The sequence below is a fragment of the Halobacillus sp. Nhm2S1 genome (genome assembly GCF_019599545.1).
Classification (GTDB): Bacteria; Bacillota; Bacilli; order Bacillales; family Halobacillaceae; genus Halobacillus.
This window is the reverse complement of the sequence record NZ_JAIEZV010000001.1, coordinates 12,824-39,023: the sequence shown is the minus strand read 5'-3', so window position 1 is coordinate 39,023 and position 26,200 is coordinate 12,824. Positions and strand designations below refer to the sequence as shown.

Here is a 26,200-nt window from a genome sequence, read left to right as displayed (position 1 = left end):
CCCATTGTAACAGAATTTTCCGTTTTTATGGAAAAAAATAACCCTTCCTGGACTAGGAAAGGTTACGATTCATCGACCGGATAGACCCCGTCTTCATCGTGGATTTCATCCCCGCTGATCGGTGGGTTAAACACGCAGATCATCCGCATATCCGTTTTCGCCCGCAGCAGATGTTCATCATGTTCATCGAGGGCATACAGGACGCCCTGTTCGATCGGCCATGTCTTTTGATCTTTAAGTGTGACGACTTCGCCCTCCCCTTCGATACAATAGACCGACTCTAGGTGGTGCTTGTACCAAATATGCGTTTCCGTCCCTGCACGGATGATCGTGTCATGGACCGAATAGCCCATTCCGTCTTTCTTGACGATCAGACGCCGGCTGTTCCACGTCCCTCCATCTACATCCTGACTCGTCCCAATCACATCTTTCAGCGCTACAACCTTCACTGGATCTCCTCCTTCTTTTCCAATCTATTCCCTATCCATGAGAGTAGAACGCTCCCTTTCCACCCCATTTCTTAAAATTACCACCCTAAACCTACGAGAAATACGCCCATATGCTGCTTAGCAGATTCATAAGAGGATTCTTGACTGGATGGAGGTAAAAACAAGAGGCTGATGAAGAACACGATAACGCCTACATAGTTACCGAAAGAATAAGAATAGATCCATAAAATGAATCACAGCACCTTTTTAAAGTGGTCACTCAGTGGCGGAACTCAAGTAAAAATAAGAGTATATAGATCAGCACGTTCTTTATTAAAAAAGTTTAAAGCTATCCTTATTGGATAGCTTTTTTCATTTACCCTTTTCTTTTTTTCTATCCTCGATCAGTTTACGAGCTTTCTCAAGAGCTGGTCGGTTCATCTCATCAATCGCTTTACAATAATCGTTAAGGATTTGTGACCCGCTCCGTTGATCTAGCATAGGTCTTAGTCTTAGTTTTGGTTTTTCCTTCTCTTCTTTACCGTCCTTCAAAATATACGTCCCCCTTGTTTTCTTCATAAAGGTATGTTTAGGATCTTATATTATTCTAATCCGCAAGTGGATGTCAGGCCTCGATCTTCACTATGTAAAAGGAAAACCGCTCGTTTGATCCGAGCGGTTTTCCTTTTTCCAGCTCCATCTATCTATCCTTCACGAACGGAGCCGGACTTGACGGGAGTTTTTCACCTTATACATTTCCTGATCTGCTTCATCGAGAATGGTGGCGAAATCACTTGCGCCAAACTCGAACTGACATAGTCCGATGCTGATCCTGATGGAAATCGTGTGCACTTCAATATGAAAAGGTTCTTCGAACGCATGATAGATGCGACCACACAGTTCATCCGTGCTTTCACTATGCTCAACTTTCTGGAGAATGACGAACTCATCGCCGCTCAGCCGGTACACCTGGCCGGTCCCCTTCACTGATTCGTGGAGAACGAAGGCGATGTAACGGAGCACTTCATCCCCCGTGACGTGCCCATATGTATCGTTGATGGTCTTAAAATCATCCACATCAATGAAAAGCATAGCGAATTCGCCGCTTTCCTCTTCACTCATAAAAAATTGCTGTAGCGCATGTCTATTCGGGATCCGTGTCAAATCATCATGTAGAATCGTGTTGTGGGAGCGCTCGAGGTTCGCCAGTGTCTTGTTGATATTTGTATTCAATTCCCCAACGATGCCTCCTGTATGGAACTGCGTCCGTGCCGATAAGTCACCGTTTTTGACAGAATTCAATACACGGTTGAAGTGACGGATGAACATTTTTGTGAAGAAGTAATAGATCAAATAATTGACGGTTCCGAGCAAGGCGCCAGCGAATGCGGAAGCAATCATAAAGAACACAAACTGTTCACCCGGAATGGGGATGAATTGATCGAGGGTCAGGGAAAACCCTGTACCTAGAACAACCCCTACAGCGATATAGATGAAAAGCATCCATTGTAAGTAATATGATTTCATAAAATGACGACCTTTCCACGATGGTTAGAGCAAACGTCTAATCATCTAGTCTTTTTGACCTGAGTACATTGGCTCTAAAGTAGAAATTACCCCTCCCATCACTTCTAAAACCTTCCAATGTTCAAATGATGCTTGCCAAGGAATCCCTTTAATTTTCAACACTTTTGCCGCCACCAATAAGCTTACAGAGAACAGTAAAGAAGCCCGAAGCAAAAGTCCCGGGCTTTGTATTAGTCTTTAATCATGGTTATGAAAGGACACGCATCTGTTTGAAAGGTGGCCTGTTCAACAAACCCCATGTTTTCATAAAGACGAATGGCCCGTTTATTGAAAGTGGCAACAGAAAGACGGACGGGGATCCCTTCATTATCCTTAAGGATTTCCGCAAGGACCGTTTTTCCAAAAAGGTTGCCGTGCCCCTGTCCCGTAAGCTCAGGATTCATTCCAAGCCCCATGTCGACCGCCGCTTCCGCGTAAACGCCATCTTTCTCACCGGCCGGAACTTTCGCACTTTTTCCCGTACAAAAGAAGCCGATCAGTGCTCCTTCCTCATCCAGTACCAACCGATAACTTCCGTCCAACCGCTCGGCAAGTGCCTCCTCTGAGAGTTCCACATTGTAAAAATCATAAGGCGGCTCGTACGTCCACCGGAGAGATTCTTCCGCATACTCTCTTGTCATGGCTTGTACAGAAAGGTTCAACCTGCTCCCCCTCTTTCTAGCACCAGTCCTCTTCGTACTGTTCCATCTCGGCAAGCATCATCTGCAGCCGTGATTTCTCCGGCGCTTTTCTTATTTTGTGTTTCTTCTCATACCGATACGCCCCTTTGCGGTGCGCTTTTGCCAGTTTCCCAGGGTGTTTCAGCCACGGATGCCCCGGCTCACTTTCCTCATACTGTCTCACGTACAGTAAAATGTCGATATGCTTCCGGATGATGCGCTCCCTGTGATGGCGGTAATCATCAGTATTTCTGTTTTTCATACGATCCACGTCCTGTTCCTCGAGATTTGACACGATCCCGTAAGGAGGCTCAAGGCACTCACTCTCTCCCTACAGGAACGTATCAAATGGCGTGGGGATCCTCATGATTCTGCACCTCTTTTTCTTTTTTTCCTCAGGCAAGAAGACACTCATGTTCATAGAGATAGGCATACCTCAAGTCGATGAAAAGGAAGTGCTGATCCGTCAGCGGGAAACTGAACGTCCGCACCATTTCCTTCGTTTCGATATCGGAATAAAGACCAGAAAGCAACCCGGTATTGAGCGCTTTCATCTGCATCACGTTTTCGAGGAAATAGGGACGGAACGCCCAGTTCGATCCGCGTTTGTGCGGCTCCAACTCCCATACATCGGACTTTTTCCTGAAGTTCGACGACACTTGCTGACCATCGATGTGGCAGACGAACATCCGGAAGCTTTCCTCATCGAACTCCTCGGTGACACCTTCGATGAAAACATCGGATTTCTTCGGCCCTTCCCACCTGGGCAGAAGGTTTTTCACTTTTTTCTCCCATGCTTTAATGAAATCATGGCGCTGCTGCAACAGACGCTTTTCACGCTGGACGTAGCCGGCCATCTTCTCCCCAATATCGAGAGGCAGGGACTCCCGGGTGACCGGTTGGAAGGCGGGATACCCAAGATAGAAGCCCTGGTAGTAGCGGCTGCCATGTTTCCATGCGAAATAGAGCTGGTAGTCATCTTCTATGTTTTCAAAAAGGAGCGCCGCCCCAATACGGTGCGCAAGCATCGACAGCGAGAACATGATGTCATGGAATGTGTCGCCGTTCTGCTGGCGGATAATCCTTGAATCGATTTTCAGAATATGAGGCTCCAGCTGGCGGATGCGGTCGATGTTCGAGCTCTTCGCCCCGACATGATCGACAGCGATCTGGATGCCGTACGTTTTATAGTAGAGAAGCAGATGGTTCAGCGTCTCGAACTCCTCATCAAAATCATGTTCGGTGACTTCGATGACGACCCGCTTCATATCCAATCCTTTTTGCTCATATTCAAGAAGCGATTGCAACAGGTCGTCCCCGTCATTGATCATCAGTTGTTTCGCATTGCGGTTGATGAACAAGAGCCCGTCGGTCCCTTTTTCTAAAATCTGGTCGACGGCAAGTCGCAGCACATGCTGATCAATTTCCACTTTGAATTCTTCTGGAACATCCGGGTCAAGGAAAAAAGGACCGAGACTGTGCCACTTCCCATTTTCTTCGTAACGCGCCAACACTTCATGGCCGATCACGTCCTGATTGATGGCGCTGACGATCGGTTGGAAGACTGGTCTAATTTTATGTAGATTGCCTAAGATATCGAGTGGATCCATGTGTCCCCCTCCTGTTTTTCTTTATCTGTCTCCATTATACATGAATCCTCTTCCTTTGAATAAAAGATAGCCCTAGAGGGAAGAAAGAAAACCATCATTTGAACTAAATCCCATATGGACCATAAATTTCCTAAACACCTTATACCCGACCATACTATTCGTCTAGTAGAATCATATAATACGGGGAAGTCTAGAAAGGAGACTGACTACTATGAAAACTGTTGTCATAGATGCTGGTCATGGAGGGACTGATCCTGGTGCAACCTACCGCGGATACCAGGAGAAGACCTTCAATTTGTCTATCGCTTTAAATGTCCAACGCATCCTTTCACAAAAATACCAAGTAAAAATTCTCATGACCCGAACGACAGACGTTACGTTATCACTAGGTGCTCGTACAAGTCTCGCTAATCGTGAAAATGCTGATTTTTTCCTGTCTATTCATAACAACGCGGCAGGAGGGAGCGGATTTGAGACCTATATTTATAACGGTCCTTTAAATCCCAATACGCGCACCTATCAAAATATCATCCACAACACCACTTACCGCGCCATCCGAGGATACAATGTACGCGATCGAGGGAAAAAGCGTGCCAACTTTTTTGTATTAAGAAAAACGAAGATGAGCTCCCTGCTTATTGAAGTGCTTTTCGTCGATAACCCAGGCGATCTCGCCCTTTTGAGAAAATCCGCCTTCATCAATGAGGTGAGCCGTGGAATTGCAGAAGGCGTCGCGGATGCACTTAACCTTCCGAAAAAGTCAACGCCTACTCCGACACCCAATCCTGACGCTTTATACCGTGTCATCGCTGGATCGTTCCGGAACCGCGAGAATGCCGAACAGCGAATCGAGTCACTCGCAGGCCAAGGGTTCCCTGGCTTTGTCGTACCGACGACAATCTCGGGAACGACGTATTACCGAGTGCAAACAGGCGCTTTTTCTAATGAAGAAAATGCGAAAGAACAGGTAGAGCGTCTCAAGCGTATCGGAATTACGGATGCCTTTATTGTACGCGGAGAAGATACTCCTGCCCCTCCTCAGCCTGAACCCGAAGAGCCTGAAGACGGCTTGTACCGGGTTATCGCAGGATCTTTCCGAAACCGCAAGAATGCGGAAGAAAGAGTCACGGCTCTCGCCCAGGAAGGCATCGACGGCTTTATCGTCCAGGCGGAGATCGAAGGTGTCACCTATTACCGCGTCCAGACCGGGGCCTACGCCGACAGGGAAAACGCTGAAGCCCAAGTGGAACGCCTCGAATCCATCGGCATTACAGGTGCTTTCATCATCGGCGGAGGGTTAACGCCTCCGACTCAGCCGGATCCGAACCCTGAACCCGAGCCAAAACCGGAACCACCTGTAGACGACGGTGGCTACAAGATTCTCGGAGACATGTATTTAACGGCCTGCCAGCTTGATGCTTACACGAAAACCGTCAACCCCGACGCTCCGGACCTCGGACGCTTCTATTTGAAATATGGAGAAGCATACGGCATCCGCGGCGACGTCGCTTATGCCCAGGCCCTAAATGAAACCAACTACTTCCGCTTCACCGGAGATGTGAGAGCGGACCAGAACAACTACGCCGGCATCGGTGCGACCGGTGGTGGTGTTCGCGGAGCCACTTTTGAAACACCAGAAGAAGGCGTCCATGCCCACATCCAGCACCTTTACGCCTATGCATCTAAAGATCCGATCCCCGCAGGACTTGAAAAAGTCGACCCGCGCTTCGATCTCGTCACCCGCGGCATCGCACCGACATGGACCCGCTTGAACGGCCGATGGGCTGTCCCTGGAGACACGTATGGTCAGCTGATTTTGCAGCTTCATGAGCGGAATATTAACCACGCGCTACAAGAGATGGATGAGCAGCGTGAGCAGTTGAATGATGTACTTGATGAGATATAAAAATGAGCCAGTCTCCTGTAACTAGGAGTACTGGCTTTTTTGTCGGGTATGTGAGAATGCTAATCTTACATAGCAGATACTTTAAGAGAGCAGGTTTCACCTTCTTATCCGTTCATGAATACTAAAAACCGGTCGCTATCCAAATGATTAAAAACGCAAACCCTGCAGCAGCTACGAGTGAACCCAATTTCCCTTCACACTCCCCTTCACAATATCAAAATCTCTAAGAATAATCGCTCCCCACCCTGCAACAACCCATAGAATAATCATGATTGACATCATCGTATCACTCATAACAGCCCTCCATTTATTGTTCCATAGGAGTCTATTATCTAGTGAGTCCCCTTACAAACTCCAACCGCTGGACAAAGGTTTAGTTAATGAATCAAATCCATATCCATTGTAGATTTCCATTTTTACAGCTCATGCATAGGCTGCGGAACATGGTTGAGACTTCATTAATAGTTCAATCAAGGCCTCTAACTATACATTCCAGCTTCTCCCCTTGCACTTTTCGCTATATACCATTAAAGTATATAATGGTTCAAATCCTGCCTAAATGGTAATGGATATAGAAGGAACATCAAAAATCACACTATCAACTACGATCATTTTTATAAAGAAAGGGTTCAGATATATTATGAAAGAAAATTTCTGGCATGAGTTGCCGAAACCGTTTTTTGTATTGGCACCGATGGAAGCCGTCACCGACGTCGTGTTCCGACACGTGGTGAGTGAAGCGGCGAGACCTGACGTGTTTTTCACTGAGTTCACGAATACGGAAAGCTACTGCCATCCGAAAGGAAAAGACAGCGTACGCGGGCGTCTGACGTTCACAGAAGATGAACAGCCGATCGTCGCCCACATCTGGGGAGACAAACCTGAATACTTCCGTCAAATGAGTATCGGAATGGCTGAGATGGGCTACAAAGGAATCGATATCAACATGGGGTGTCCGGCTCCAAACGTCGCGACGAAAGGAAAAGGCTGCGGGCTGATCCGCCGTCCTGATGTCGCAGCAGAGATCATCCAGGCTTCCAAAGCCGGAGGACTTCCTGTCAGTGTGAAGACCCGTCTCGGTTATACCGAAGTGGACGAATGGCGCACATGGTTGAAGCACCTATTGGAACAGGATATCGTCAACCTGTCCATCCACCTTCGTACGAAAAAAGAAATGAGTAACGTCGATGCACACTGGGAGCTGATCCCGGAGATCAAGAAGCTGCGTGACGAAGTAGCACCAGATACGCTTCTGACGATCAACGGGGACATCCCTGACCGTCAAAAAGGACTGGAACTCGTGGAGAAGTACGGTGTAGATGGAGTCATGATCGGACGTGGAGTCTTCCACAACCCGTTCTGCTTCGAAACAGAGAAGAAAGAGCATACGAGTGAAGAATTGCTCGATCTTCTACGTCTGCAGCTCGACCTGCATGATAAGTATTCCGCAGAACTTGAGCCGCGTCTCTTCAAACCACTCCGCCGCTTCTTCAAGATTTACGTGCGCGGATTCCGTGGGGCGAGTGAGCTTAGAAATCAGCTGATGAGCACAGAATCGACGGATGAAGTCCGTGCTCTGCTTGACGAGTTCACCGAGAACTCAGGAGTGAAGGAAGAACAAAGTTTTTCCATCTCTTAATTTATTGCAACCAATATCCAGAGAGAAAAGCCATCGAGGCTTTTCTCTTTTTTCATGTTTGTAAAAACTTGGTCACGACATCCTGTGACCAAGCACATATCCTTGTTCGTTGCTGATGCCTTTTTTTGCACAGTGAAAAGCCCTCCAAAGAGATGGAGTACATCCCTGGAGGAATGATTATAAAAAAAGCATGGATCCCATCCATGCTTTCATGCTTAGATATTAAGCTTCGAGTCCTGTGTAATGAACATCTCCATAAACACGCCCTAAAGATGTATGCAGACGTTTAGAAATGTTCTCCGCCTTTTCCATCGTAATATCGGTTTTAACGACGATCGTTTCAAAGTTTTTCTTCATGCTTTTATTCGGCCATACATTCACGAAAACGTCATATAACGAGTCATCTTCCTCAGTCGCCTGCAAGTAAGAGATCGTGATATAGTTTCCGCCAATATCTTCAATTTTCTGTGTAATTTGATTGTAGTCCATTTGTTTCACCTCTAAATAATAATTAATCCTTTGCTTAAGAAGCCAAAGAGTGCCTTATCTACTATACATGAATTTGAGGGAGGAAGATAGTGCGTTTTTGACCGATCATCCATCTCCTCTAAAAACAAAGCCACTGTAAGGTCTCTGACAGTCTTACCTGCCATCTTATCCACAATTGCTCGTTGAATATTTCATATATGTTCATCGTAAAAGGTTCCTGTCAGAAAGAGTCGAGGGGTTATGAGACCCATTCCCCAACCTGAAGTTTTATTACTACTTGCTTCTTTCATTCCTCAAAATGATCAGATTTAATCATTTCCCCCTTTTTTTGTCGGCATATTTTCCAGCTGCTAAAGCTTGTTCCATAATTTTTATTAACCAATGTAACCCTTTCCCCTTGTACACCTTATGTATTTCTAAGACAGTAAACCACTAAACACATTCCATAAATCTTTTGAATCCTCTCCATAACCTCTTTTGATTATCTTTATCTGAAAGACGAAGTTTGAGGTATTCTTGAGAAGGAAGTGAAGGATAGAACAGACAAAATGGAAACACCTATGACCTCCCAGTTGAGGCCTTCACTTACCTTATAATCGTATGGTCTACATCCATTTGAATTTCTTTTCCTATATGATAGAGAGAGGATCGCTTACCATATTCACCATGGCTCCTACCATTCGCATCACTCTTCCCCCCTAAACCAAGAAACTGCTCGGAAGGCTTGAAGTGAAGACCAACCACTGGGATCTTTAAACGAGAATAAGTGCTCAGTTGGTATCTGGCTGCAGGAAAATCAGCCACTGATTTCACCTCACCAAATTTTCCATTCGTATTCATTGTATCAAACCTTTTACAATGTTCACCCCCTAAAACCACGATTAACGATGGAGCTAAGAAATAAAGGGTTTCTGCTAAGAGATCTTTGGTAAACTCTGAATTTAACAGTTGCTCTTTTTCACGTAGCTTTCCCATCTGTGATCTAGTGGGAATAGGAAAGAAATCTGTATGAACGACGGGTGTGTAGGTGTTTGCTCTATATAAAGAGCCTCCCATGCCATTTAAAAACCCTTCCAGTTTCGCCTCGTTATCTTTTCCAAACCAATTACGGTACGCCGAATTCCTATGGAAATATGTACGGAAACACCTGATGGATGCTTTTAGCTGTTGTTCATCCTGTTTGTACTCCTCTAAAGAAACCCCATCTTCCCTAATGTACAATCTTGATTGATTTTCCGTTAATAACTTCTTGTCACGTCCTAGAAATTCTCGTGAAGAAGGGTTTGTCCCGATCGTCACGATATTACCTATCACATTTTCACCGAACCAAACGACAGGAGTCGCTCGATCAATAAGCTCCCGCTTAAAGGGCGTTTTATTGAGTTCTATTTGAATATCGGTCGCTTTCTTTAAAAGGGACATGGCTGCGTGCATCTTACTCCTAGACAAGGATGATAAACCTATTTTAAACACTCCTTCCATTCATATTCCCTACCTCTTGCTACACCCTCTGCATTCTTCATTAAATAAAGGAAAATCCACCTTTGACCCTGAAAAAATGTTCCAAACTCTAATACTTACCTGATACCCTTCGTAAAGAAAACTTAATGTCTTCAATATGCCACTCTCTTTTGTATCTAAATGTAAAAAAGCCATGCTGAGTAATTCAGCATGGTTCCTTAGCTTACTTTTTAGTCTTATTAAAGGGGGATTCTATTTTCAGTATGTACTCATTGGTTAATGTAAAGGAACCTTCTTATTTCTTCTCGATAGTATTCTTTGAATAACAACAGTTCTTGTTCAGATAAGGAAGCTTCTTCCCCTCTCCTTCTCTTAAATACTTTTTCGATCGTAGAAGAAAATGAAGAACGCATCCCCCGCCGTCCAGCTTCATCCTTTGAATAGATTTTCCCCTCTTCCAAATAGAGATAGACCCGGAGGATATTCAATACAGCATAAACGGGGTGATCCAGCACTTCTTCCAAACAATCCTCATAGTCATTCAGGATCGAATCCAGGTAGTCCTTTTCAGAAATTGAAGGAAACACCTCCGTAATCGGCTTCCCGAACAGAACACATCCCTTATGAGAAAGGATGGTTAAATGGGCCGCTAAATCCCGGTCCGTTTTATCATAATGATTTGAATATATAACCTCACCATTTAAAAACCGTTCCCGCCAGGCTTCGCTATAATGGTAGTCATAAGGACTTGGATGCTGCCAGTGATTGAGTTGTTGTTGATTCATGATAGAGATTTCAATTGGAAAGGGAGATCCTGACTTTTCTAATAAAAAGCCTGTGACCTGTTCTGAGTCTTTCCTAGTCATTGGATGTTCCGTCACAACAATCAGGTCCACATCACTCTGTTCAGGTACGAACCCGCCTAAAACAAGCGAGCCATGCAAATAAACGCCAACTAAATTCTCTCCGATGATTTCATGGAATTTCTCTGTACACTCTACGAGAAAAGAATCAATCATATCTCCGACCTCCTAGACCTTTTGAAAATGGGTATCTTTAAAACCGCTGGGATACTTCAAACCGTAGCCAAACATCCTGTCCATGCCGTTGTGAGCCATCCAAATGAGACTGATCATCAGGAGCCAATCGACAGAAGTAATGATGGCCACCAGGATCAGAACGACAGGTAGGATGTAGCTATGAGAGATATTGTAGATGACTGCCCCTGCCCTTTCATTTACTAGATAGCCGAGCATGGATATGTCGAAAACTAATAAAAGAAAGACAAAGGCCAGCCAGCTGAAATCGTTTTGCTGGTAGAAATACAAGCTTGTAAGAAATACAATAGCTCCTTCTAAATGCAGGAGAAGTCGTGGCATTATAACTCACCTCTGAAACAATTATGGTACCAATATCCATCCATTCCTATTCCGATGGAAATCCTTGTATGATAAAGATATCATTTTTCCTTGAATAAAACTCGATACTTTTACGAGATTTACAATTTTTAATAGAATTCCCCCTCTCTTCTACAGGAAAGTCAGAAAAGTCCCCCTGCTTTTCTTGTAGCAGGAGGACTTTTTCTAGTAGATCTATTCTAAAGGAATTCCAGTTCATTCGATGGCAGGTGAACGGCAACCTTTTTAATTTGGTAGTGATCCGTTTCGAGAATGGTCCAGGAGTAACCTTCATTTTCTATTTTCCCTTGAGGATGAAGCTCCACATTGTGCATCTGCAGCCATCCACCAATCGTATCGATCTTTTCTCTTTCCTGGAATGAAATATTCAAGGCCTCCTCGATCTCCGAAAGCAAGGTTTTTCCGTTGATGTGATAGAGATGTTCTTCAACTTTTTTAATATCCACGGTTTCATTCGTATCGAATTCGTCTTGGATATCGCCGACGATTTCCTCTAATATATCCTCCATCGTCACCATTCCAGCGCTTCCCCCATATTCATCATGGAGCAGGGTTACATGAACCCGTTCTTTCTTCATGTTCATCAACACGTTCTGAACAGGTGTATTCTCGAGCATGAACGGAATGGGCTGAATGTATTCTGGAAGCGAGATTTGATCCCCATCATAATCCATAAGAAGCTTTTTAACGTTTACAAATCCGATAATGTTATCTTTATCCCCGTCTTTGGTGACAGGATATCGGGTATGTTTATACGTTTGAATGACGTTCATTAAATCCTCGTGTGTCATATCTTTCGTTAACGTCACCATTTCCGTACGAGGCACCATAATATCCTTCGCTAATCGTTCATCAAAAGTGAAAATCCTTTGCATATAGTTTAATTCGGTTTGATTGATTTCCCCATTTTGATAACTGTGCGCCATGATAATTTTCAGCTCTTCTTCAGAGTGGGCCTGATCATGAACAGCTGGTTCAACGCCAAAGCCACGGAGAAACATACGCGCAGATCCATTTAGTATCCATATGAATGGAAACATGAGCTTCCCAAACCAATAGAGAGCGGGTGCCAATAACAAAGTCATTTTTTCTGCAAATTGAATCGCTAACGTTTTGGGTGCCAATTCTCCGATCACGACGTGTAAGAATGTAACAAGTGAGAATGCGACAACGAACGAAACAACTGATGCCAAAGCTTGTGATATGCCAAGGTTATCAAATAAAGGATACAAAAGCTTCTCTACGGTCGGTTTTCCTAACCAGCCAAGACCTAAGGCTGTGACCGTAATCCCTAGCTGACAGGCCGAAAGGTAATAATCCAGATCTTCCGCTACCTTTTTTGCTTTCTGTGCCTTTTTATTTCCTTCATCGATTAATTGGTCTAATCGGGACAGTCTTACTTTGACAACGGCAAACTCTGAGCCTACAAAAAAAGCAGTCAAAACGATTAAAAGAACCACTAAGAATAAATTCATGACGAGTTGAATATCCAATAAGTCCCCGAAAAACAGGGATTCACCTCCATATTTAATGATCCCTTAGATGGATCCAATACCATTGATGAAAAAACCATGTATTCTTCAGCTACATCTTAACACCTGATCTGCTTTCTCCAATCACAAAGCTTTAAAGTCAGCCATTCACCTCTAGAAGGTATATTTTCGGGAATGCGATTCCCGTAAGACACATAAGAGTACACACCTTGAGTTTGTATTGATTTTTCCAGGAAATAAGAAAGAGGCTGAATTCCTGGTGCCCTAATCATAAAAATCAAATACGTCTTCTTCAGTTTAGTTGCCCTCCTAAAAATTGAATAAAGCACTTTGTAAATCATATGCCATTTTTCTTTATTTAACTTAAATTTTCCTGCTCACTAATGAAGGTTTATCCTGGCTCGATGAAAATCCTAAAAAAGACCTTTACCAATCGATGGTAAAGGTCTTTTTCATGTATGCACTTCACCCTTCACCTAAAATGGCAAAGGTCTCGCAAACAACTCTAAGTTGCCAGTTAAGCCGGCGGCCGAAAGACCACGTGATGTCGACATAACTGAAAGCTACTCCCCTTTGGAGTATATGAGCTCTTCTGAGCACAGTCTATACTCATAGACTGTAAAATTATCATACAGCATCCCTAGATGTTAATCAACTAGTAAATGTAAATAAAAGGAACATTTTCTCAATTTTATTCCCATATAAAATTCGAAATCGTTGAGAGAATTATACAAGATGGTGAAACGTTGCATCCCGGCTGTACGTATATCCATAATAAGGACAGCTTCATTTCCTTACCCATGAGGAACAACCCACGGTTCCTCTTCAATAGGCGGAGACGTAGGTATATCTTAGTCTGAAACCCCATTTTGTGGTATTCTTGAAGTATCATAGATTCATTTAGTCGTGGAAAAGGAAAGACGGAAAAGGGGCTGACGAAGCATGGAAAACCTCAACTCATTTGTGCTTGAGAATTTGGAAAGAACATTCATGCCACATACCTCCGAATATCAGCGCTACATCGATTTTCAAACGATGAGAGATATGAAGCAGGTGATCAAAGGAAAACGCCCTGTTTATTTCGATCTGGATATAGAAGAACTGGTAGAGATGAAGAAGAGATATATTATGGATGGATTTTGGAACGGTGTCTTATTCTCCGCCGTGATTCCGAAGTCCAACACATTCAGAGGAACCCTCGAGTTTTACGGCAAGCCGCCGAAAATGCTGCTGGGACGCTTTGAATGGATCGAAGAAGAAAAAGCCTTCCTCCCTACTTTTCTGAAAGAAGAATTTACGAGGAAAAAAGGACTCGGAGGCACGCTGAGAGATTTTTCAGAGGTCCTGTTCAAACATGTGAATACCTATGTTGAGCACATGGAAGTATCCGGAGAAAGTACAACGTTTGAACATCAGGAAGAACCGATCTTCGAAGACTGGGACTTCCCGTTTCTCGAGAACCATCCGGACCTTCAACAGGAATGGGCGTCCTTGAAGGAACGGACCGAGAAACAGTTCAGACGGATCGAAGAACTCGACATCGAAGAACAGTACGCCCTTGAGACGATGATGGACAAAGACGTCCCTGACTTCATCGCATCGTTTCAGCGATTGTCCGATGAGAATAAGGAAAAACGGAAACATGAACTGGTGGAAACGATGTACGATCTGCAGAAATTCATTGAAACACTGGAGCGAAAAGAAGAAGAAAGCCATACGCAGAACTTTGCCAGAAGCAAAGGAATCATTGCTTCTAAATATAATAAGAAAGACGAAAACTTCCTTTCACGAAAGTAAACGACCGTTTTGTTTTTCTTAAAACCAACGAATGACATACAGGAGGTATGGACATGAGTAAACATTCTCCCTATAAAGATAAAGAAGCGGAAATGAACCAACAGGATCTGAGAGAAGCGATGACGCTTATTGAAAAAGAAGATATCGAACGCCTGAACGAAGAAGCCGAAGCCTACGCTGGAAGGTTCGACTCATCCAGAGACGATTCCCTATCTGATGTGATGAGAGAACTCGGAGACCTCGGAGAAAAAGAACAGCGCGTCGCCGGTGAGACAATGGAAACGTTGAAGCGCCCGGTCAACGACCTCATGACCAAAGGCAACAACGACATCCCCGATTCGCTGAGAGAACTCGAGACGATCGTATCAGACCTTGATCCAAAGCGCACCGAAGGTAACGGCGTGCAGAAGTTCTTCTATAAACTAAGCAAAAAACAGCCCATCGACCGCTACATGAAGAAATATGAAACGGTCGACTCGAAGATTGATATGGTTGTCCGCAGTCTACTGGCCGGGAAAGACCGCCTGGAAGAAGACAGCGTCGAATTACAGCTGATCAAAGAAAACGCCCAGAAGCGGATTTATGACCTGGACAAGCAGATCTATCTCGGGAAGAAGCTGTTTGAGCTTTTGAAAGAAAAAGAAGCAACCGGCGAATACGACCTGGCCCTGCTTACCGAAGGAAAAGAGAAAATCATCACACGGACGAGAAACATGACGCAGATGAAGAGTGTGTTGCATCAGAGTATTTCTTCTGTCGATATCATTAAGAAAAACAATGAAAAGCTGAAGGAATCGATCCGGAATGCGGTGACGTTGACGAAAAATATTATCACCGTCTCCGCTTCGATCCAGCTTGCTTTGAATAATCAGCGGAAAGTGATTGATACGGTGAACGGCGTCAATAAAGCGACTGAGGAGATGTTGCTTTCGAACTCCAGGAATTTGAAGGAAAATGCGCAAGAGACGACCGAGATGATGGAGAATCCGGCGATTAGTATGGAAGCTCTTCAGGAGTCTTTTGATAATGTGTTTGATGCATTAAAGACGACGGAGCAATCGTCGGAAAGGATTATTGCTTCTAGTGAGCAGTTTATTGAAGAGATGGATGCTTTGAATGAAAATGTGCGAAAGAGGTTATCTCAAACTAGTAGTCATAGAGAAAGAGCGCTTCGTGACTGAAGCGCTCTTTGTTTATTTGCTGGCTTATGCCATATTCGTATCATTGCTTGATATTAGTGTTATATATCAATAGAGTCCCTGACCCTCATCATCTTAAACTAGTGGGGGGGCAGGCACTTAACCTTTTACTTTTATTAGTATTATGATTCTAGACCATGCTTTTTTCCTTCAAAGCTTTCTTTTGATCGTTTACAATATTGTTTATGTTATTTAAAACTGACCTAAATTCACTAAAGTCTACACTAGTATAATTTTTCAAAATATGTTTAGAGAATATTTCTTTGCCATAGTATTTCGAAGAATCATAATTATCTTTTTTGTTAAATTCTTTTCCATTAATTATATGAGAAAGCACTGTATCGTCAAACAAGTCTTCTATATCGCATTCAGACTTCCCCTTAATTAGAGGGACAGTTAAAATATTTAAATTATCAACAATATTAACCATATAATCCTTTTCTAGAATTCCTTTTTTTTCATCTCCGAGCTTAACATGGTCAATAAATTTCCCAATAGGCTTCTTCTTCCCACTCCTAATCTCATTATCAAACATTAAAAACACGGGATTTTGAGGCAAAGAGTTGCTTATCTTCTTAAAGTACTTTATATAATTAGGAATTGGTTTTCTAGAGTCAAAGAATTCATATATGTTATTTAATGCACTACCGCCATCCTGATAAATTCCCAGAAAGTATTTCAATCTCTTCGTCTTCTTAAGAAAAGACACTTTCAACTCAAATGTTCCATCACTATTTTTGGAAATTAAATCAGGATATTCGTCGTGTAGGTTTTTTAGTGCTGATTTTATATATGCAATATCAGTTTTACCTTCCGTCACTATTAGCGGCTTGGGATTTGAGAAGAAATATTTATAAAATAGAAATTTTTGGTATTCACGCTCTCTTGAACTTAAATTTCTAAAATTACGTTTGACACCATCTATTTTGTTATTATACCAAGTTAGTTGGTTAATAAATGCAAATCTACCTTCTAATTGATTGATAGTGGCTGGTTCGCCATCTATTTCGAAACTTCCCTGTTTGTAAAGTTGATGTGCCATTGCCCTAGTTTTTTTGTAATAGGTTCTATTTACGTTTACTTTCTTATTTACAACAAGCCCAGTTACCTCTTGCCTAGAATCTTCGTATTGTAACCTTTTCTTTTTTTCATTAACTATAAATCCTGCTCGTCTTATCTCTTTTGATATTTCTTTATAAAAATCCATTTGTAGTTCAGGGAATTTTTTTTCATTGGTCGAAAAGGTTAAGTCATCTGCATACCGTGTGTAGTTCAACTTGTATTTCTTCGCGATTTTTAACAACCTATAGTCAAGTATCTCACAAATTAAATTGGAGATGACTGGAGAACTAGGACCTCCTTGAGGCAATTTACCTTCATAACATGATATTTGTGCTATAACTGTGGCTACTTCAATAGGTAGTAAGAAATTATTATTCTTATTGAAAAAACCTCTTACACGACCAAAATGAATACTTTCAAAGAAATTCTCTAAATCAATATTCAAAACCCATCTCTTGTTCCGGTGAATTTTTGCATTAGTAATAATACTCTTATTTTTTTCAAATGCATGGGATATATTATTTTTTTTATTCAGTTTTTTTTTCACATGAGCGTACAAAGCTTCTGCAAGCTTCAGTTGAATGTCTTTTAAATCTCCTGATGGAGCATTAATTTTACGAGATCCACCATTTTTCTTTGGTATTTCAAACGAAGTGTATAAATTATTAATGCCTTTCACATACAATATGTAACTTAATTGTCTCCTTGGAATATTCAAATACTCTGCAAGTTCATTTCGTGTTTTAATTTCATTAAATTTTAACATATAACATAAAACGCTCCTATGGATTAACGTGTGGCTACTCATTATGCGATCATGCTAATAAAACGACCAAATAGTCAAATTTAATAGAATACGAGAAGCTAATGTTCCCACCATTATTGTCAACGCTTGCGAAGCACAAGCGAAAAATCTAGCCACACGCTATAAACAATTATACACAAATACTAATTATTTTTCGACATTATAATCTTGAACACTTATGTAAAGAAGTTTTTATGTTTAATGAAAGCCACCATTTTGTTTTGTGGTTAACAACTTCTAAAAAGTGTCGGACGAAACCGACTTGCTACAAAAGCAACAACCCATATCTAAACTCTCTCAGACAAGGGCGAATTTAGAATACCTTAACAATTCCCTACTTCACCTAATTTACATCAGATTTTGAAACCAGTACCCAAGTCCTGTCCCAATGTAGTTTCCAATGATATACCCGAGCGTACCAACAAGAAGAATCGGCACAATCAGTTTATGCCAGCCCTTAGCAATCGCCATGGCCGCAGCTGTTGTCGGACCTCCCATGTTCGCATTACTCGCAAGAAGGGTCTCCTCTAAACTAAATTTAAACAACTTACCCAAAACCAGAGAGACTAACACATTCATTAGAACAATGATTAAAACAAATACCAATAATAAAGGTGATGTGGTTACTACAATTGCGATGGATGCTGGTACCCCAATGACTACAAAGAATAAATAAATCAAGAATGTCCCAAGTTCCTGTGTTCCTTTGATGCTTTCGAATTGTCTGGGGAACAATGAAACGACCAGTACAGTAAGTGTCGTAAGCATTAGATAACGATCGCCAATGATACCGCCTAACACCTGATAAATGATGTTTACATCCTCGCCAGCAGGAAGGACTGCGGTAAAAAAGTCTGCAAGATTAAAGGATACTGTAACGAGGACAAATGCACTTGCCACACTGATTGCAATATCTTTTAATGATATTTCTTTTCCTTTCCAGAAAGAAGCGGCCTGCGTTTCACTCTCCTCTCCAGTAACACCCGATTCTACCTCATCAATATGAGGGGTTTGGAAGCGGTCACGGAAGAATGAAAATGTCGGGATGGCCATCAGAACAAAGAAGAAGGTGGCCATCATCATATTGTCTGCAACAACGGTAGCCGAAACGAGTTCACTTGGAGTCTGGAATTTTGCGGACATGGCTGCAAAGTTTACTCCGCCACCCGTATAGGATCCTGCCATCATGGCACCTATTTTATCCAGATGTGGGATCATATCTTTTAGGAGCAGGAATGAGATAATGGTACCGGCGACCGTACCGATGGAGCTTAACAGGAAAATAGTCAACATACGTCCGCTTTCCTGCCAAATCTTCTTTATATTCGCCTGAAACAGCAGTAACGGAATCGCCAACGGAACGACATAATTCCATACAGCATCGTACACACTTGACTCAAGTGGGATCACATTTAAATTAGCTAATACCATGGCTCCAATTAATGCAATGATGGCTCCGGAAATTTTCGATGCCCATTTGTACTTTTGCTCTAAGTAAATACTGATTGCAGCCCACCCTGTCAGAAACGTCCAGAGTGCCCACGTATTGTCTGACGATATTAACGTGTTATCCAAATGACTCACCTCTTTGTTATTTTTTAAAAGCTCGGCGATGCCTTTGCCCTAAAGAAAATGCCTGACCCCCACCACCATAAACCATTAGCGTTGTGGAGATCAGACACTTATCATAGTCAACTCTTCAATAAACGAATGAAGTTAAGGAGCGCTAGCTAGCATAAAAAGGACTCCTTGGAACCACTGCCCCACTTCGTTAAATTTTTAATTAAAATAAGGTCCTCTTACTCAGTTTTGTCTAAATCAGTTTTTATACTTTCAATACGTTTCAATTCTGATTTCACATCTTCATCAATGGTCCTCCACTTTTCGACACGATCTTCAATCATACCCTTCACCACTTCAGAATTAGGTCCGCCATGAATACTTCTTTTCTCAACAAACTGTTGAGGATCTACAATGGTTTTCCAATCTTCCTCAGTAATTTCCACCGTCTGAATCCATCCATTCACCTCATCAACTTTAAGCTCGTAAAGCTCCTTATTTAAACAGGAGGCTTTTTTCGCCACCATACTTGAGAGGCTGTGAGCTTCTCTGAAGGGTACACCATAATCCCGCGCTAGAACATCAGCAAGTTCTGTAATGGTAATCATGTTCATGGCGGCTTGGTTTCTCGCTTCGTCTTTATTGAAGGATATCGTTGAAATGACAGCTCTCATCAACTTCACGACTCGCAAAGCTTTTCCGAAACCTTCATAGAGGTGGGGTTGCAGATCATCCTCTGTGTCTACGATATCTCCATAAGGGGTGTTATGAATCATCTGCACGATTGTTAACCCTTCCCCAACTGCACTGCTGGCAAGGGCTCGTGAATGCTCTAAGGAGACGGGGTTTCTTTTTTGCGGCATGATGCTACTCACTTGAACATAAGCATCGGACACTTTTAACAACCCTACCTCTCGTGAAGCCATTCTAAGAAACTCTTGGATCCACCGCCCCATGTTTGTCATTAGGCTGACGATGGAAAGCCCGGATTCCAACAGGTAATCGCCTGTCGCAATAGCATCATAGGAATTCTCCATAATCCCTTTGAATCCTAATAGCTCTTCTACACGATGACGATTAATTGGAAAAGCAGTCGTGGTAATCGCTGCAGCTCCCATTGGTGAACGGTTGACGGTATCATAGGCATTCTGAAGCCTTTGTACATCACGGTAAAGATTATCTGAGATAGCTAACAGATAGTGGGCAAAGGTAGTCGGTTGGGCTGGTTGTGTATGGGTATGAGCAGGCATCACGTCATCTACGTGATGTTTTGATTGTTCGACTAAGGCTTGCCCGAGTGCTTGTGTATGAGCAATCAACTCCAGCAAGTGTTCCCGAATCACCAGCCTGTACATGGCTTCCCCCATATCGTTTCTGCTTTTGGCAATGTGCATTTTTCCGGCCAAGTCAGGACCGATAAGCTCAGCGATTTTAGATTCAACTAAGAAAAATAAATCTTCATAAACAGGATCATATTGGAATTCCTCTTTGTTCATTTGCGAAACTTTTTTAACACCATGGATGATTTCCTTTGCTTCTTCTTCGGTAATGATTTTTTGTTCTTTAAGCATCGTCGTGTGAGCACGGTGAACCATGAACATCGCATCGAAAAGGTATTCGTGCTGATCTTTGAACACGGGTTTTAACAACTCATTGACATAAGTCTTCCCTGGAAATCCGATTCCATCTTCTGATTCAAAGTTTGCCTTCAGATTACTCATCCCATCACCTCATCTATTAAAGAGTATTTTCTGATTTCACACCGAAAAACTTGTACGAAATGACCATCACAATGGCGATTAACCCGACTTGGATCATGCCGAATGCAGCGGCCTGCCCTAAATTGAATAATCTGAGCTGGTTCATAATTTCTATGGAGATGGGGCGGTTATCTAATGTATATAACAACACGGAGGTCGGGAATTCCCCAACCGCCTGCACAAACGCAAGCAAAGTACCACTTAGGACTCCTGGCATAATAATAGGTAAGACGACTCTTCTAAACGTATAGAACCATTTAGCCCCGAGGCTTTGTGCTGCTTCTTCTATGGAATCATCCAACTGCTCTAAAACGGCAGACGTTGAACGTACAACTAATGGTATAAATCGGACAAAATAGGCAAGTGGCAGAATCCAGTAGGTTCCTACTAAGACTTGTCCGAATGAAAATGGTGTTTCCTTATTAAAAGCTAGAATAAGGTTCATCCCCACAACAGTAGCTGGCAATGCCCAAGGAATCATCACAAGAATATCCAGCAAGTTTTTCCCGATGAACTTCCTCTTCACTAATGCATAGGAAGTGAGCATTCCAAACACGAAACATCCTAAGCAGGCGACAAAGGCCATAAATAAACTGTTTCTTACAGGATCCCATATGTTCGGGTCCTCAAAAAGCAGCCGGTAATTTTCAAAATTGAAAGAAGTCGGATAGGTTTGCCACGTCCACGATCCTTCAGGAACAAAAGATAGGATAGCCAAAACGGCGTGAGGCAGAAGCAGGACGATCATGGCGACGACCCCTAAACTCACCATGACCCATTTCAACAATGGACTGCTGACTTCACTTCGGTGCGCACCAATCCCTTTGGTTCCCATTCTGTAATCCTTCCGACTCTGAAACCAACGCATAAATAACAGAAAAGAAATCGATATAATGGAGAGAATGACAGATTGTGTAGCCGCCATTTCCAAGTTGCCATTAATTTTAGAAAAGTAGATTTGTAAGCTTAATACCCTATACCCTCCAGCAAGCAGAAAAGGAGCACTGAAGGATGCCATGGATACCATAAATACAAGAAGCGAAGCAGCCACTAAGGCAGGAGTCAGCAAAGGAAAAGTAACCTTCCAAAAAACCCCGAGCCGGCTGGAACCTAAATTGGCCGCTGATTCTTCCAACGATGGATCCACATTATTCAATGCTGATGATACCGTCATATAGAAATAGGGATACATCGTATAGGCGTGCACAATCAATATACCTGACACACCGCCAATACTGAAAGGAACTTCTTCAAGATCGAAAATATCCCTGATCGCACTTGGGACTAACCCCACTTCTCCGTAAAGCCACATGAAAGCCATTACCCCGACGAGGGATGGAAGAACGATCGGCATGATAGCAATTCCAGAAAAGAAGGACCGCCCGGGAAAATCATACCTTGTGAAAATGAAAGCCAGTGGAATCCCAATGCATGCGCTAAGCAATACAGATAATAAGGATATGTAGACGGAATTCCATAAAGCTTCCAGATTCGATTGAGCCTTAGGACCGAAAAAATCAATATAGTTCTGGAGTGTCATCGATCCATTTCTTTTAAAACTCTCCAATAAAGTTTCTATGGACGGATAAAGGACATAGCCCACTAAAATCAGGATAATAGGGATAAGTAAGAATAGGGTTTTTCTTTTTTCAGCATTCAGCATAAAGGGTTACTCACTCCTTCTTCGCCTTGGGTACGACGCGTACTTGAGAAGGTGGCAATTGTACATATACTTGGGCATTCTCTTTCAAATACGTACTCGGACCCTTATTAAGGTCAGTGACTTTCAAAGTAACTTCACTCTCATGGATTGCGATGAAACTATGCACGGCTTCTCCTGTAAATTGAACCAAATCGACCTTTCCTGCAAAACGTTTGGGCCGGTCAACTCTGTCTCTGACACTTGGATGGCTTCTGGACGGATGGACATTTTTAACGGCCCCTCATTCGTCTCAGGTCCAGGAGGAGTCACCTCAATCCTTCTATTTAATCCTCCACTATAAAACTCTTCCTCATCTTGTTTCCATTCCACATCCAATAGATTGGTTTCCCCAATGAATTCGGCTACAAAGTCATTGACGGGTTGATTGTAGATCTCTGTGGGCGTTCCTATTTGCTGGCAATTCCCTACATTAAAGACGGCAATCCGGTCGCTCATCGTGAGAGCTTCCACCTGATCGTGGGTGACGTAGATCGTCGTAATTCCATATTCACGCTGCAACCTAAGGATTTCATTTCTCATCTCATCTCTTAAACGCGCATCCAAATTACTTAACGGCTCATCTAAGAGTAAAATGTCAGGTTCAATCACTAAGGCTCTTGCTAAAGCCACACGTTGTTGCTGCCCACCGCTCAATTGACTCACTTGGCGATCGATGAATGGTTTCAATCTCACTTTCTCTAGAACATCTTCCACCCGCTTTTTGATTTCCGCTTTCTTCTTCTTCCTTACTTTCAAACCGAAAGCGACATTCTCGTAAACGGTCATGTGTGGAAAAAGGGCATAGTTTTGAAAAACCATGCCCGTGTTTCTATTTTCCGGTGAAACGGTTGTCATATCCTTCTCATTGAATTTCACTTTTCCTTCAGAAGGATAATAGAATCCGGCAATCATCCTGAGAGTCGTTGTTTTTCCACACCCGCTGGGCCCTAAAAAAGTAAAGAATTCTCCTTCTTCTATGACTAAATCTAAATCTTTCACAGCTGTAAAGTTACCGAATCGCTTTGTTATATTTGCAAGGGTTACAGACGACATGCCAACAACTCCTCTACCGATGGTTTAGTTACCTGTTTCTTTTTCACTATTTTTTATGTTATTGTCCCAATGCTCCATCCACTCTTCAGATTTTTCCTGGAATACCGCCCAGTCAATATCCATCGCATTAATTTCCGTTTCTTCGATCCACTCTGGAAGGTCTTCCACATCATCTCTTGTCGGGATGCGGTAATATTTATCTGCTAATAATTTAGCGGCTTCCTGAGTATTGACAAATTCATAAAAGGCTTTAGCCGCTTCAGGGTGAGGAGCTCCTTCAACCATAGCGATCCCTTCGGTCAGTACAGGGGTCCCACTCTCCGGAATAACGTAGCTGAACGGGTAATCTTTTTCTTCAGCAAGCATGACGGTATCAGGCATATTCCAAACAGAAAGATTCCCCACACCTTTGGCGACTTGGTTATACATGATTTCCGGGTTTGCGGCGTATTCTTTCGTATTTTCATCTAATTTTTGCAGCCACTCATAACCCGCTTCAGGGCTCTCGGAATCTTTATAGTCGCGATAAATCATCGCTGAGTAAATGGTACGCATCGTACCAGAAGCCAGCGGATAACGGATGATCAACTCATCTTCCCACTTCGGATCAATCAAATCATCCCAATCTTTAGGCGCTTCTTCTTCCGATATTTCTTTGTTATTGTATAGGATGACCTCAGGTGTTTGAGACGTTCCTGTCCAATACCACTCTTCATCGTGGTACATCTCATCAAGTGCATCGGCATAACTTGGTTCATAGGCTTGCAGAAGTTCTTCATTTTTCGCTTCATCGAACATTACTTGTGGAGCTCCCCACCAAATATCGGCTTGGGTATTATTTTCCTCAGACCGGACTCGATCCAAAATCTCTTGCGAACCCATATCCAGGAATTCCATATCAACGTCATACTCTGCTTCAAATTGTTGTTCAAATTCACTCAATATGTCTTTCCCATGAGGAGAGTAAACAACGACCTTCTCTTCTAAGTCTCCATTTTCGCCACTGGATCCTTCATTTGAATCCCCTTCCGTACTGCTGGCTTCGTCGTTCCCAGCCATACAGCCAGTAAGTATAAAACCAAAGACAAGTAAAAAAGCCCAAACCTTCACCCAACGAGTTTTCTTTTTCATTAGATATGCCCCCTTCAGATTTGAATGACTGACTCATACTCTTTCAGAAATAACGCGACGGCTCCGACGATACCTGCTTCTCTCCCAAATGTGGATGGAACTACTCTGCAGCTCTCTGGTGTAAACTCCTCTACAATCCTGGATAACGTTTGTTCGTATTCGTTAAATGAACCGCTTACACCACCTCCTATAATGACTAACTCTGGATTAAACAGTGAGATATAATTAGCGATTCCAAAGCCTAAATGTTCGACTGCTGTATCTACGATGTCCATCGCATCTGGATCGCCTTGTCTCCTTAACTCGAAGGCCTCTTTTGCTGTCACATCCCTATTTTTTCGTTCAGAGAGGCGCTTTCCAATAGAAGCACCACTTGCTATGCTTTCCAGGAAGCCATATCCTTCAATGGTTGGCTGGTACCCTCTCGCCTTTTGGGCATCCGTAACAAGATATCCCATTTCCCCTGCACTGTAACTACTTCCTCTATAGAGTTTTCCATTGAGAATCATTCCACTTCCAATACCTGTGCCGACAGCGATATAGATGATGTTCTCCAAAGCTTTGCCTGCCCCCACCCAATGTTCGCCTAATACACTTGTGTTCACATCGTTTTCTATATATATAGGAAAAGGGAAGTATTGACTGGCCTGCTCTCTAACAGGGTAATTGACCCATTTCAAACTTGGTGCGTCTACGACTATTCCTTCCTTTACGTTGGTCACTCCAGGTACTCCCATTCCCATCCCCATAATATCTTGGACGGTTAAGCTGAGTTCCTTCAACATATCGTGAACATCCTCATTCAAACGCTTGAGGAGATCTCCTTCTATATAATCCTTTGTAGCAAATTCCCGGTATGCGTAGATCTTACCTTTTAAACAGGTAATGCCAGAGGCAATTTTCGTTCCTCCTATATCCACACCAATGACGTAGGAAGATTTAGGATTGAAAACCAGTTGAACAGGTTTTCTTCCACCCGTTACGGTAGATTTACCCGTGCCTGTTTCAAGCACCCACCCTTCCTGGATCAGGTTCTCTACCAACAAGGACACAGAGGGTTTACTCATATGTATTTTTTTTGAGATCTCAGAGCGCGATATTGGCTCATGATCACGAATACATTTTAGTACTAACTTTTTGTTCATGTTTTTGATGTATGCTGCATCACCCTTCTGCATGGCATGTGCTCCTTTATTACGATTGTGTTAGTTAGTTAGAACAACTTACTAACTATATTTCATTTATACTTGCGCCTTCCATAATTGTAAAATCATGTATGTAACTAAAAAAAGGAAATAAAAGGACTATACTTCCATTACCTTTTATTTCCTTTGTTTCTCCTTGTTTTTATAATATTTTGTATATTTTGTCAAATTAATCCTTTTGTCTCATGAGAAACAGGTCTAAAGGTAGTTCCAATATTTGGATTAAATGAATTATA

The 26,200-nt window shown here is 42.7% G+C and carries 23 protein-coding genes; 4 read left to right on the top strand and 19 right to left on the bottom strand.

All coding sequences use genetic code 11. The annotated features are described in order from the left end of the window. Window positions 1-62: 62 nt before the first annotated feature. From K2225_RS00175 to K2225_RS00150, 6 genes are all read right to left on the bottom strand, one after another. On the bottom strand, window positions 63-449 hold the full coding sequence (locus K2225_RS00175) for an ectoine synthase (protein WP_220582972.1): 387 nt from the start codon (window positions 447-449) through the stop codon (window positions 63-65). A 351-nt stretch (window positions 450-800) separates the two neighbouring features. Beyond that, window positions 801-980 carry a hypothetical protein gene (locus tag K2225_RS00170; protein WP_220582971.1) on the bottom strand — a complete coding sequence of 60 codons (180 nt, stop codon included), beginning with the start codon at window positions 978-980 and terminating at the stop codon, window positions 801-803. 159 nt (window positions 981-1,139) lie between these two features. Further along, window positions 1,140-1,955: a GGDEF domain-containing protein gene (locus tag K2225_RS00165; protein ID WP_220582970.1), complete on the bottom strand. Its 816-nt coding sequence runs from the start codon at window positions 1,953-1,955 to the stop codon at window positions 1,140-1,142. A 230-nt stretch (window positions 1,956-2,185) separates the two neighbouring features. Next, the gene (locus tag K2225_RS00160; RefSeq protein ID WP_220582969.1) at window positions 2,186-2,656 is read right to left on the bottom strand and encodes a GNAT family N-acetyltransferase; all 471 of its coding nucleotides are present in this window, start codon (window positions 2,654-2,656) and stop codon (window positions 2,186-2,188) included. A 16-nt stretch (window positions 2,657-2,672) separates the two neighbouring features. After that, a complete protein-coding gene (locus tag K2225_RS00155; protein ID WP_220582968.1) occupies window positions 2,673-2,936 on the bottom strand; it encodes a hypothetical protein in 264 nt (87 codons plus the stop codon). A gap of 133 nt (window positions 2,937-3,069) precedes the next feature. Beyond that, the gene (locus tag K2225_RS00150; protein WP_220582967.1) at window positions 3,070-4,284 is read right to left on the bottom strand and encodes an EAL domain-containing protein; all 1,215 of its coding nucleotides are present in this window, start codon (window positions 4,282-4,284) and stop codon (window positions 3,070-3,072) included. 211 nt (window positions 4,285-4,495) lie between these two features. Here K2225_RS00150 and K2225_RS00145 point away from each other — a divergent pair, with 211 nt between their 5' ends. Beyond that, entirely contained in the window at window positions 4,496-6,190 is a 1,695-nt protein-coding gene (locus K2225_RS00145) for an N-acetylmuramoyl-L-alanine amidase (RefSeq protein ID WP_220582966.1), read from the top strand. Window positions 6,191-6,361: 171 nt separating this feature from the next. On the opposite strand, the gene K2225_RS19940 is transcribed toward K2225_RS00145, so the two are convergent. After that, on the bottom strand, window positions 6,362-6,484 hold the full coding sequence (locus K2225_RS19940) for a hypothetical protein (protein WP_255574056.1): 123 nt from the start codon (window positions 6,482-6,484) through the stop codon (window positions 6,362-6,364). A 346-nt stretch (window positions 6,485-6,830) separates the two neighbouring features. On the opposite strand from K2225_RS19940, the gene K2225_RS00140 reads away from it, so the two are divergent. After that, complete coding sequence (locus tag K2225_RS00140; protein WP_220582965.1) at window positions 6,831-7,829, top strand: tRNA dihydrouridine synthase; 999 nt, start codon at window positions 6,831-6,833, stop codon at window positions 7,827-7,829. A gap of 222 nt (window positions 7,830-8,051) precedes the next feature. On the opposite strand, the gene K2225_RS00135 is transcribed toward K2225_RS00140, so the two are convergent. The 5 genes from K2225_RS00135 to K2225_RS00115 all read right to left on the bottom strand — a co-directional run bounded on the left by K2225_RS00135 (window position 8,052) and on the right by K2225_RS00115 (window position 12,672). Beyond that, window positions 8,052-8,318, bottom strand: coding sequence for a hypothetical protein (locus K2225_RS00135; protein WP_160911753.1), 267 nt, complete (start codon window positions 8,316-8,318; stop codon window positions 8,052-8,054). A gap of 585 nt (window positions 8,319-8,903) precedes the next feature. After that, a complete protein-coding gene (locus K2225_RS00130; RefSeq protein WP_220582964.1) occupies window positions 8,904-9,767 on the bottom strand; it encodes a hypothetical protein in 864 nt (287 codons plus the stop codon). Window positions 9,768-10,048: 281 nt separating this feature from the next. After that, entirely contained in the window at window positions 10,049-10,798 is a 750-nt protein-coding gene (locus tag K2225_RS00125) for an aminoglycoside adenylyltransferase domain-containing protein (RefSeq protein WP_220582963.1), read from the bottom strand. 12 nt (window positions 10,799-10,810) lie between these two features. Continuing rightward, window positions 10,811-11,158, bottom strand: coding sequence for a DUF4260 domain-containing protein (locus K2225_RS00120; protein WP_220582962.1), 348 nt, complete (start codon window positions 11,156-11,158; stop codon window positions 10,811-10,813). A 218-nt stretch (window positions 11,159-11,376) separates the two neighbouring features. Beyond that, window positions 11,377-12,672, bottom strand: a complete 1,296-nt coding sequence (locus K2225_RS00115; protein ID WP_255574055.1) for a hemolysin family protein — start codon at window positions 12,670-12,672, stop codon at window positions 11,377-11,379. A gap of 960 nt (window positions 12,673-13,632) precedes the next feature. Between K2225_RS00115 and K2225_RS00110 the strand changes: the two genes are divergently transcribed. Together K2225_RS00110 and K2225_RS00105 are read left to right on the top strand one after the other, a co-directional pair. Next, window positions 13,633-14,487, top strand: a complete 855-nt coding sequence (locus K2225_RS00110) for a hypothetical protein (protein WP_220582960.1) — start codon at window positions 13,633-13,635, stop codon at window positions 14,485-14,487. A gap of 53 nt (window positions 14,488-14,540) precedes the next feature. Beyond that, on the top strand, window positions 14,541-15,668 hold the full coding sequence (locus tag K2225_RS00105) for a toxic anion resistance protein (RefSeq protein ID WP_255574054.1): 1,128 nt from the start codon (window positions 14,541-14,543) through the stop codon (window positions 15,666-15,668). A gap of 148 nt (window positions 15,669-15,816) precedes the next feature. On the opposite strand, the gene K2225_RS00100 is transcribed toward K2225_RS00105, so the two are convergent. The 7 genes from K2225_RS00100 to K2225_RS00070 all read right to left on the bottom strand — a co-directional run bounded on the left by K2225_RS00100 (window position 15,817) and on the right by K2225_RS00070 (window position 25,904). Then, on the bottom strand, window positions 15,817-17,514 hold the full coding sequence (locus tag K2225_RS00100) for a retron Ec67 family RNA-directed DNA polymerase/endonuclease (protein ID WP_220582959.1): 1,698 nt from the start codon (window positions 17,512-17,514) through the stop codon (window positions 15,817-15,819). 387 nt (window positions 17,515-17,901) lie between these two features. Beyond that, the gene (locus tag K2225_RS00095) at window positions 17,902-19,128 is read right to left on the bottom strand and encodes a DUF819 family protein (RefSeq protein WP_220582958.1); all 1,227 of its coding nucleotides are present in this window, start codon (window positions 19,126-19,128) and stop codon (window positions 17,902-17,904) included. Window positions 19,129-19,352: 224 nt separating this feature from the next. After that, on the bottom strand, window positions 19,353-20,834 hold the full coding sequence (gene argH, locus K2225_RS00090) for an argininosuccinate lyase (RefSeq protein WP_220582957.1): 1,482 nt from the start codon (window positions 20,832-20,834) through the stop codon (window positions 19,353-19,355). A gap of 16 nt (window positions 20,835-20,850) precedes the next feature. Then, the gene (locus tag K2225_RS00085) at window positions 20,851-22,536 is read right to left on the bottom strand and encodes an ABC transporter permease (RefSeq protein ID WP_220582956.1); all 1,686 of its coding nucleotides are present in this window, start codon (window positions 22,534-22,536) and stop codon (window positions 20,851-20,853) included. A gap of 123 nt (window positions 22,537-22,659) precedes the next feature. After that, window positions 22,660-23,628: an ABC transporter ATP-binding protein gene (locus K2225_RS00080; RefSeq protein WP_370632668.1), complete on the bottom strand. Its 969-nt coding sequence runs from the start codon at window positions 23,626-23,628 to the stop codon at window positions 22,660-22,662. 24 nt (window positions 23,629-23,652) lie between these two features. Beyond that, window positions 23,653-24,759 carry an extracellular solute-binding protein gene (locus tag K2225_RS00075; protein WP_220582955.1) on the bottom strand — a complete coding sequence of 369 codons (1,107 nt, stop codon included), beginning with the start codon at window positions 24,757-24,759 and terminating at the stop codon, window positions 23,653-23,655. A 14-nt stretch (window positions 24,760-24,773) separates the two neighbouring features. Next, a complete protein-coding gene (locus tag K2225_RS00070; protein WP_255574247.1) occupies window positions 24,774-25,904 on the bottom strand; it encodes an ROK family transcriptional regulator in 1,131 nt (376 codons plus the stop codon). Between the last annotated feature and the right edge of the window lie 296 nt (window positions 25,905-26,200).

Excerpts from the sequence above, each read along its gene's own strand:
- K2225_RS00165 (WP_220582970.1), bottom strand. The coding sequence starts at position 1,955 with ATGAAATCATATTACTTACAATGGATGCTTTTCATCTATATCGCTGTA.
- K2225_RS00155 (WP_220582968.1), bottom strand. The coding sequence starts at position 2,936 with ATGAAAAACAGAAATACTGATGATTACCGCCATCACAGGGAGCGCATC.
- K2225_RS00150 (WP_220582967.1), bottom strand. The coding sequence starts at position 4,284 with ATGGATCCACTCGATATCTTAGGCAATCTACATAAAATTAGACCAGTC.
- K2225_RS00145 (WP_220582966.1), top strand. The coding sequence starts at position 4,496 with ATGAAAACTGTTGTCATAGATGCTGGTCATGGAGGGACTGATCCTGGT.
- K2225_RS19940 (WP_255574056.1), bottom strand. The coding sequence starts at position 6,484 with ATGAGTGATACGATGATGTCAATCATGATTATTCTATGGGTTGTTGCA.
- K2225_RS00140 (WP_220582965.1), top strand. The coding sequence starts at position 6,831 with ATGAAAGAAAATTTCTGGCATGAGTTGCCGAAACCGTTTTTTGTATTG.
- K2225_RS00135 (WP_160911753.1), bottom strand. The coding sequence starts at position 8,318 with ATGGACTACAATCAAATTACACAGAAAATTGAAGATATTGGCGGAAAC.
- K2225_RS00125 (WP_220582963.1), bottom strand. The coding sequence starts at position 10,798 with ATGATTGATTCTTTTCTCGTAGAGTGTACAGAGAAATTCCATGAAATC.
- K2225_RS00120 (WP_220582962.1), bottom strand. The coding sequence starts at position 11,158 with ATGCCACGACTTCTCCTGCATTTAGAAGGAGCTATTGTATTTCTTACA.
- K2225_RS00115 (WP_255574055.1), bottom strand. The coding sequence starts at position 12,672 with ATGAATTTATTCTTAGTGGTTCTTTTAATCGTTTTGACTGCTTTTTTT.
- K2225_RS00110 (WP_220582960.1), top strand. The coding sequence starts at position 13,633 with ATGGAAAACCTCAACTCATTTGTGCTTGAGAATTTGGAAAGAACATTC.
- K2225_RS00105 (WP_255574054.1), top strand. The coding sequence starts at position 14,541 with ATGAGTAAACATTCTCCCTATAAAGATAAAGAAGCGGAAATGAACCAA.
- K2225_RS00100 (WP_220582959.1), bottom strand. The coding sequence starts at position 17,514 with ATGTTAAAATTTAATGAAATTAAAACACGAAATGAACTTGCAGAGTAT.
- argH (WP_220582957.1), bottom strand. The coding sequence starts at position 20,834 with ATGAGTAATCTGAAGGCAAACTTTGAATCAGAAGATGGAATCGGATTT.
- K2225_RS00085 (WP_220582956.1), bottom strand. The coding sequence starts at position 22,536 with ATGCTGAATGCTGAAAAAAGAAAAACCCTATTCTTACTTATCCCTATT.
- K2225_RS00080 (WP_370632668.1), bottom strand. The coding sequence starts at position 23,628 with ATGTCGTCTGTAACCCTTGCAAATATAACAAAGCGATTCGGTAACTTT.
- K2225_RS00075 (WP_220582955.1), bottom strand. The coding sequence starts at position 24,759 with ATGAAAAAGAAAACTCGTTGGGTGAAGGTTTGGGCTTTTTTACTTGTC.
- K2225_RS00070 (WP_255574247.1), bottom strand. The coding sequence starts at position 25,904 with ATGAACAAAAAGTTAGTACTAAAATGTATTCGTGATCATGAGCCAATA.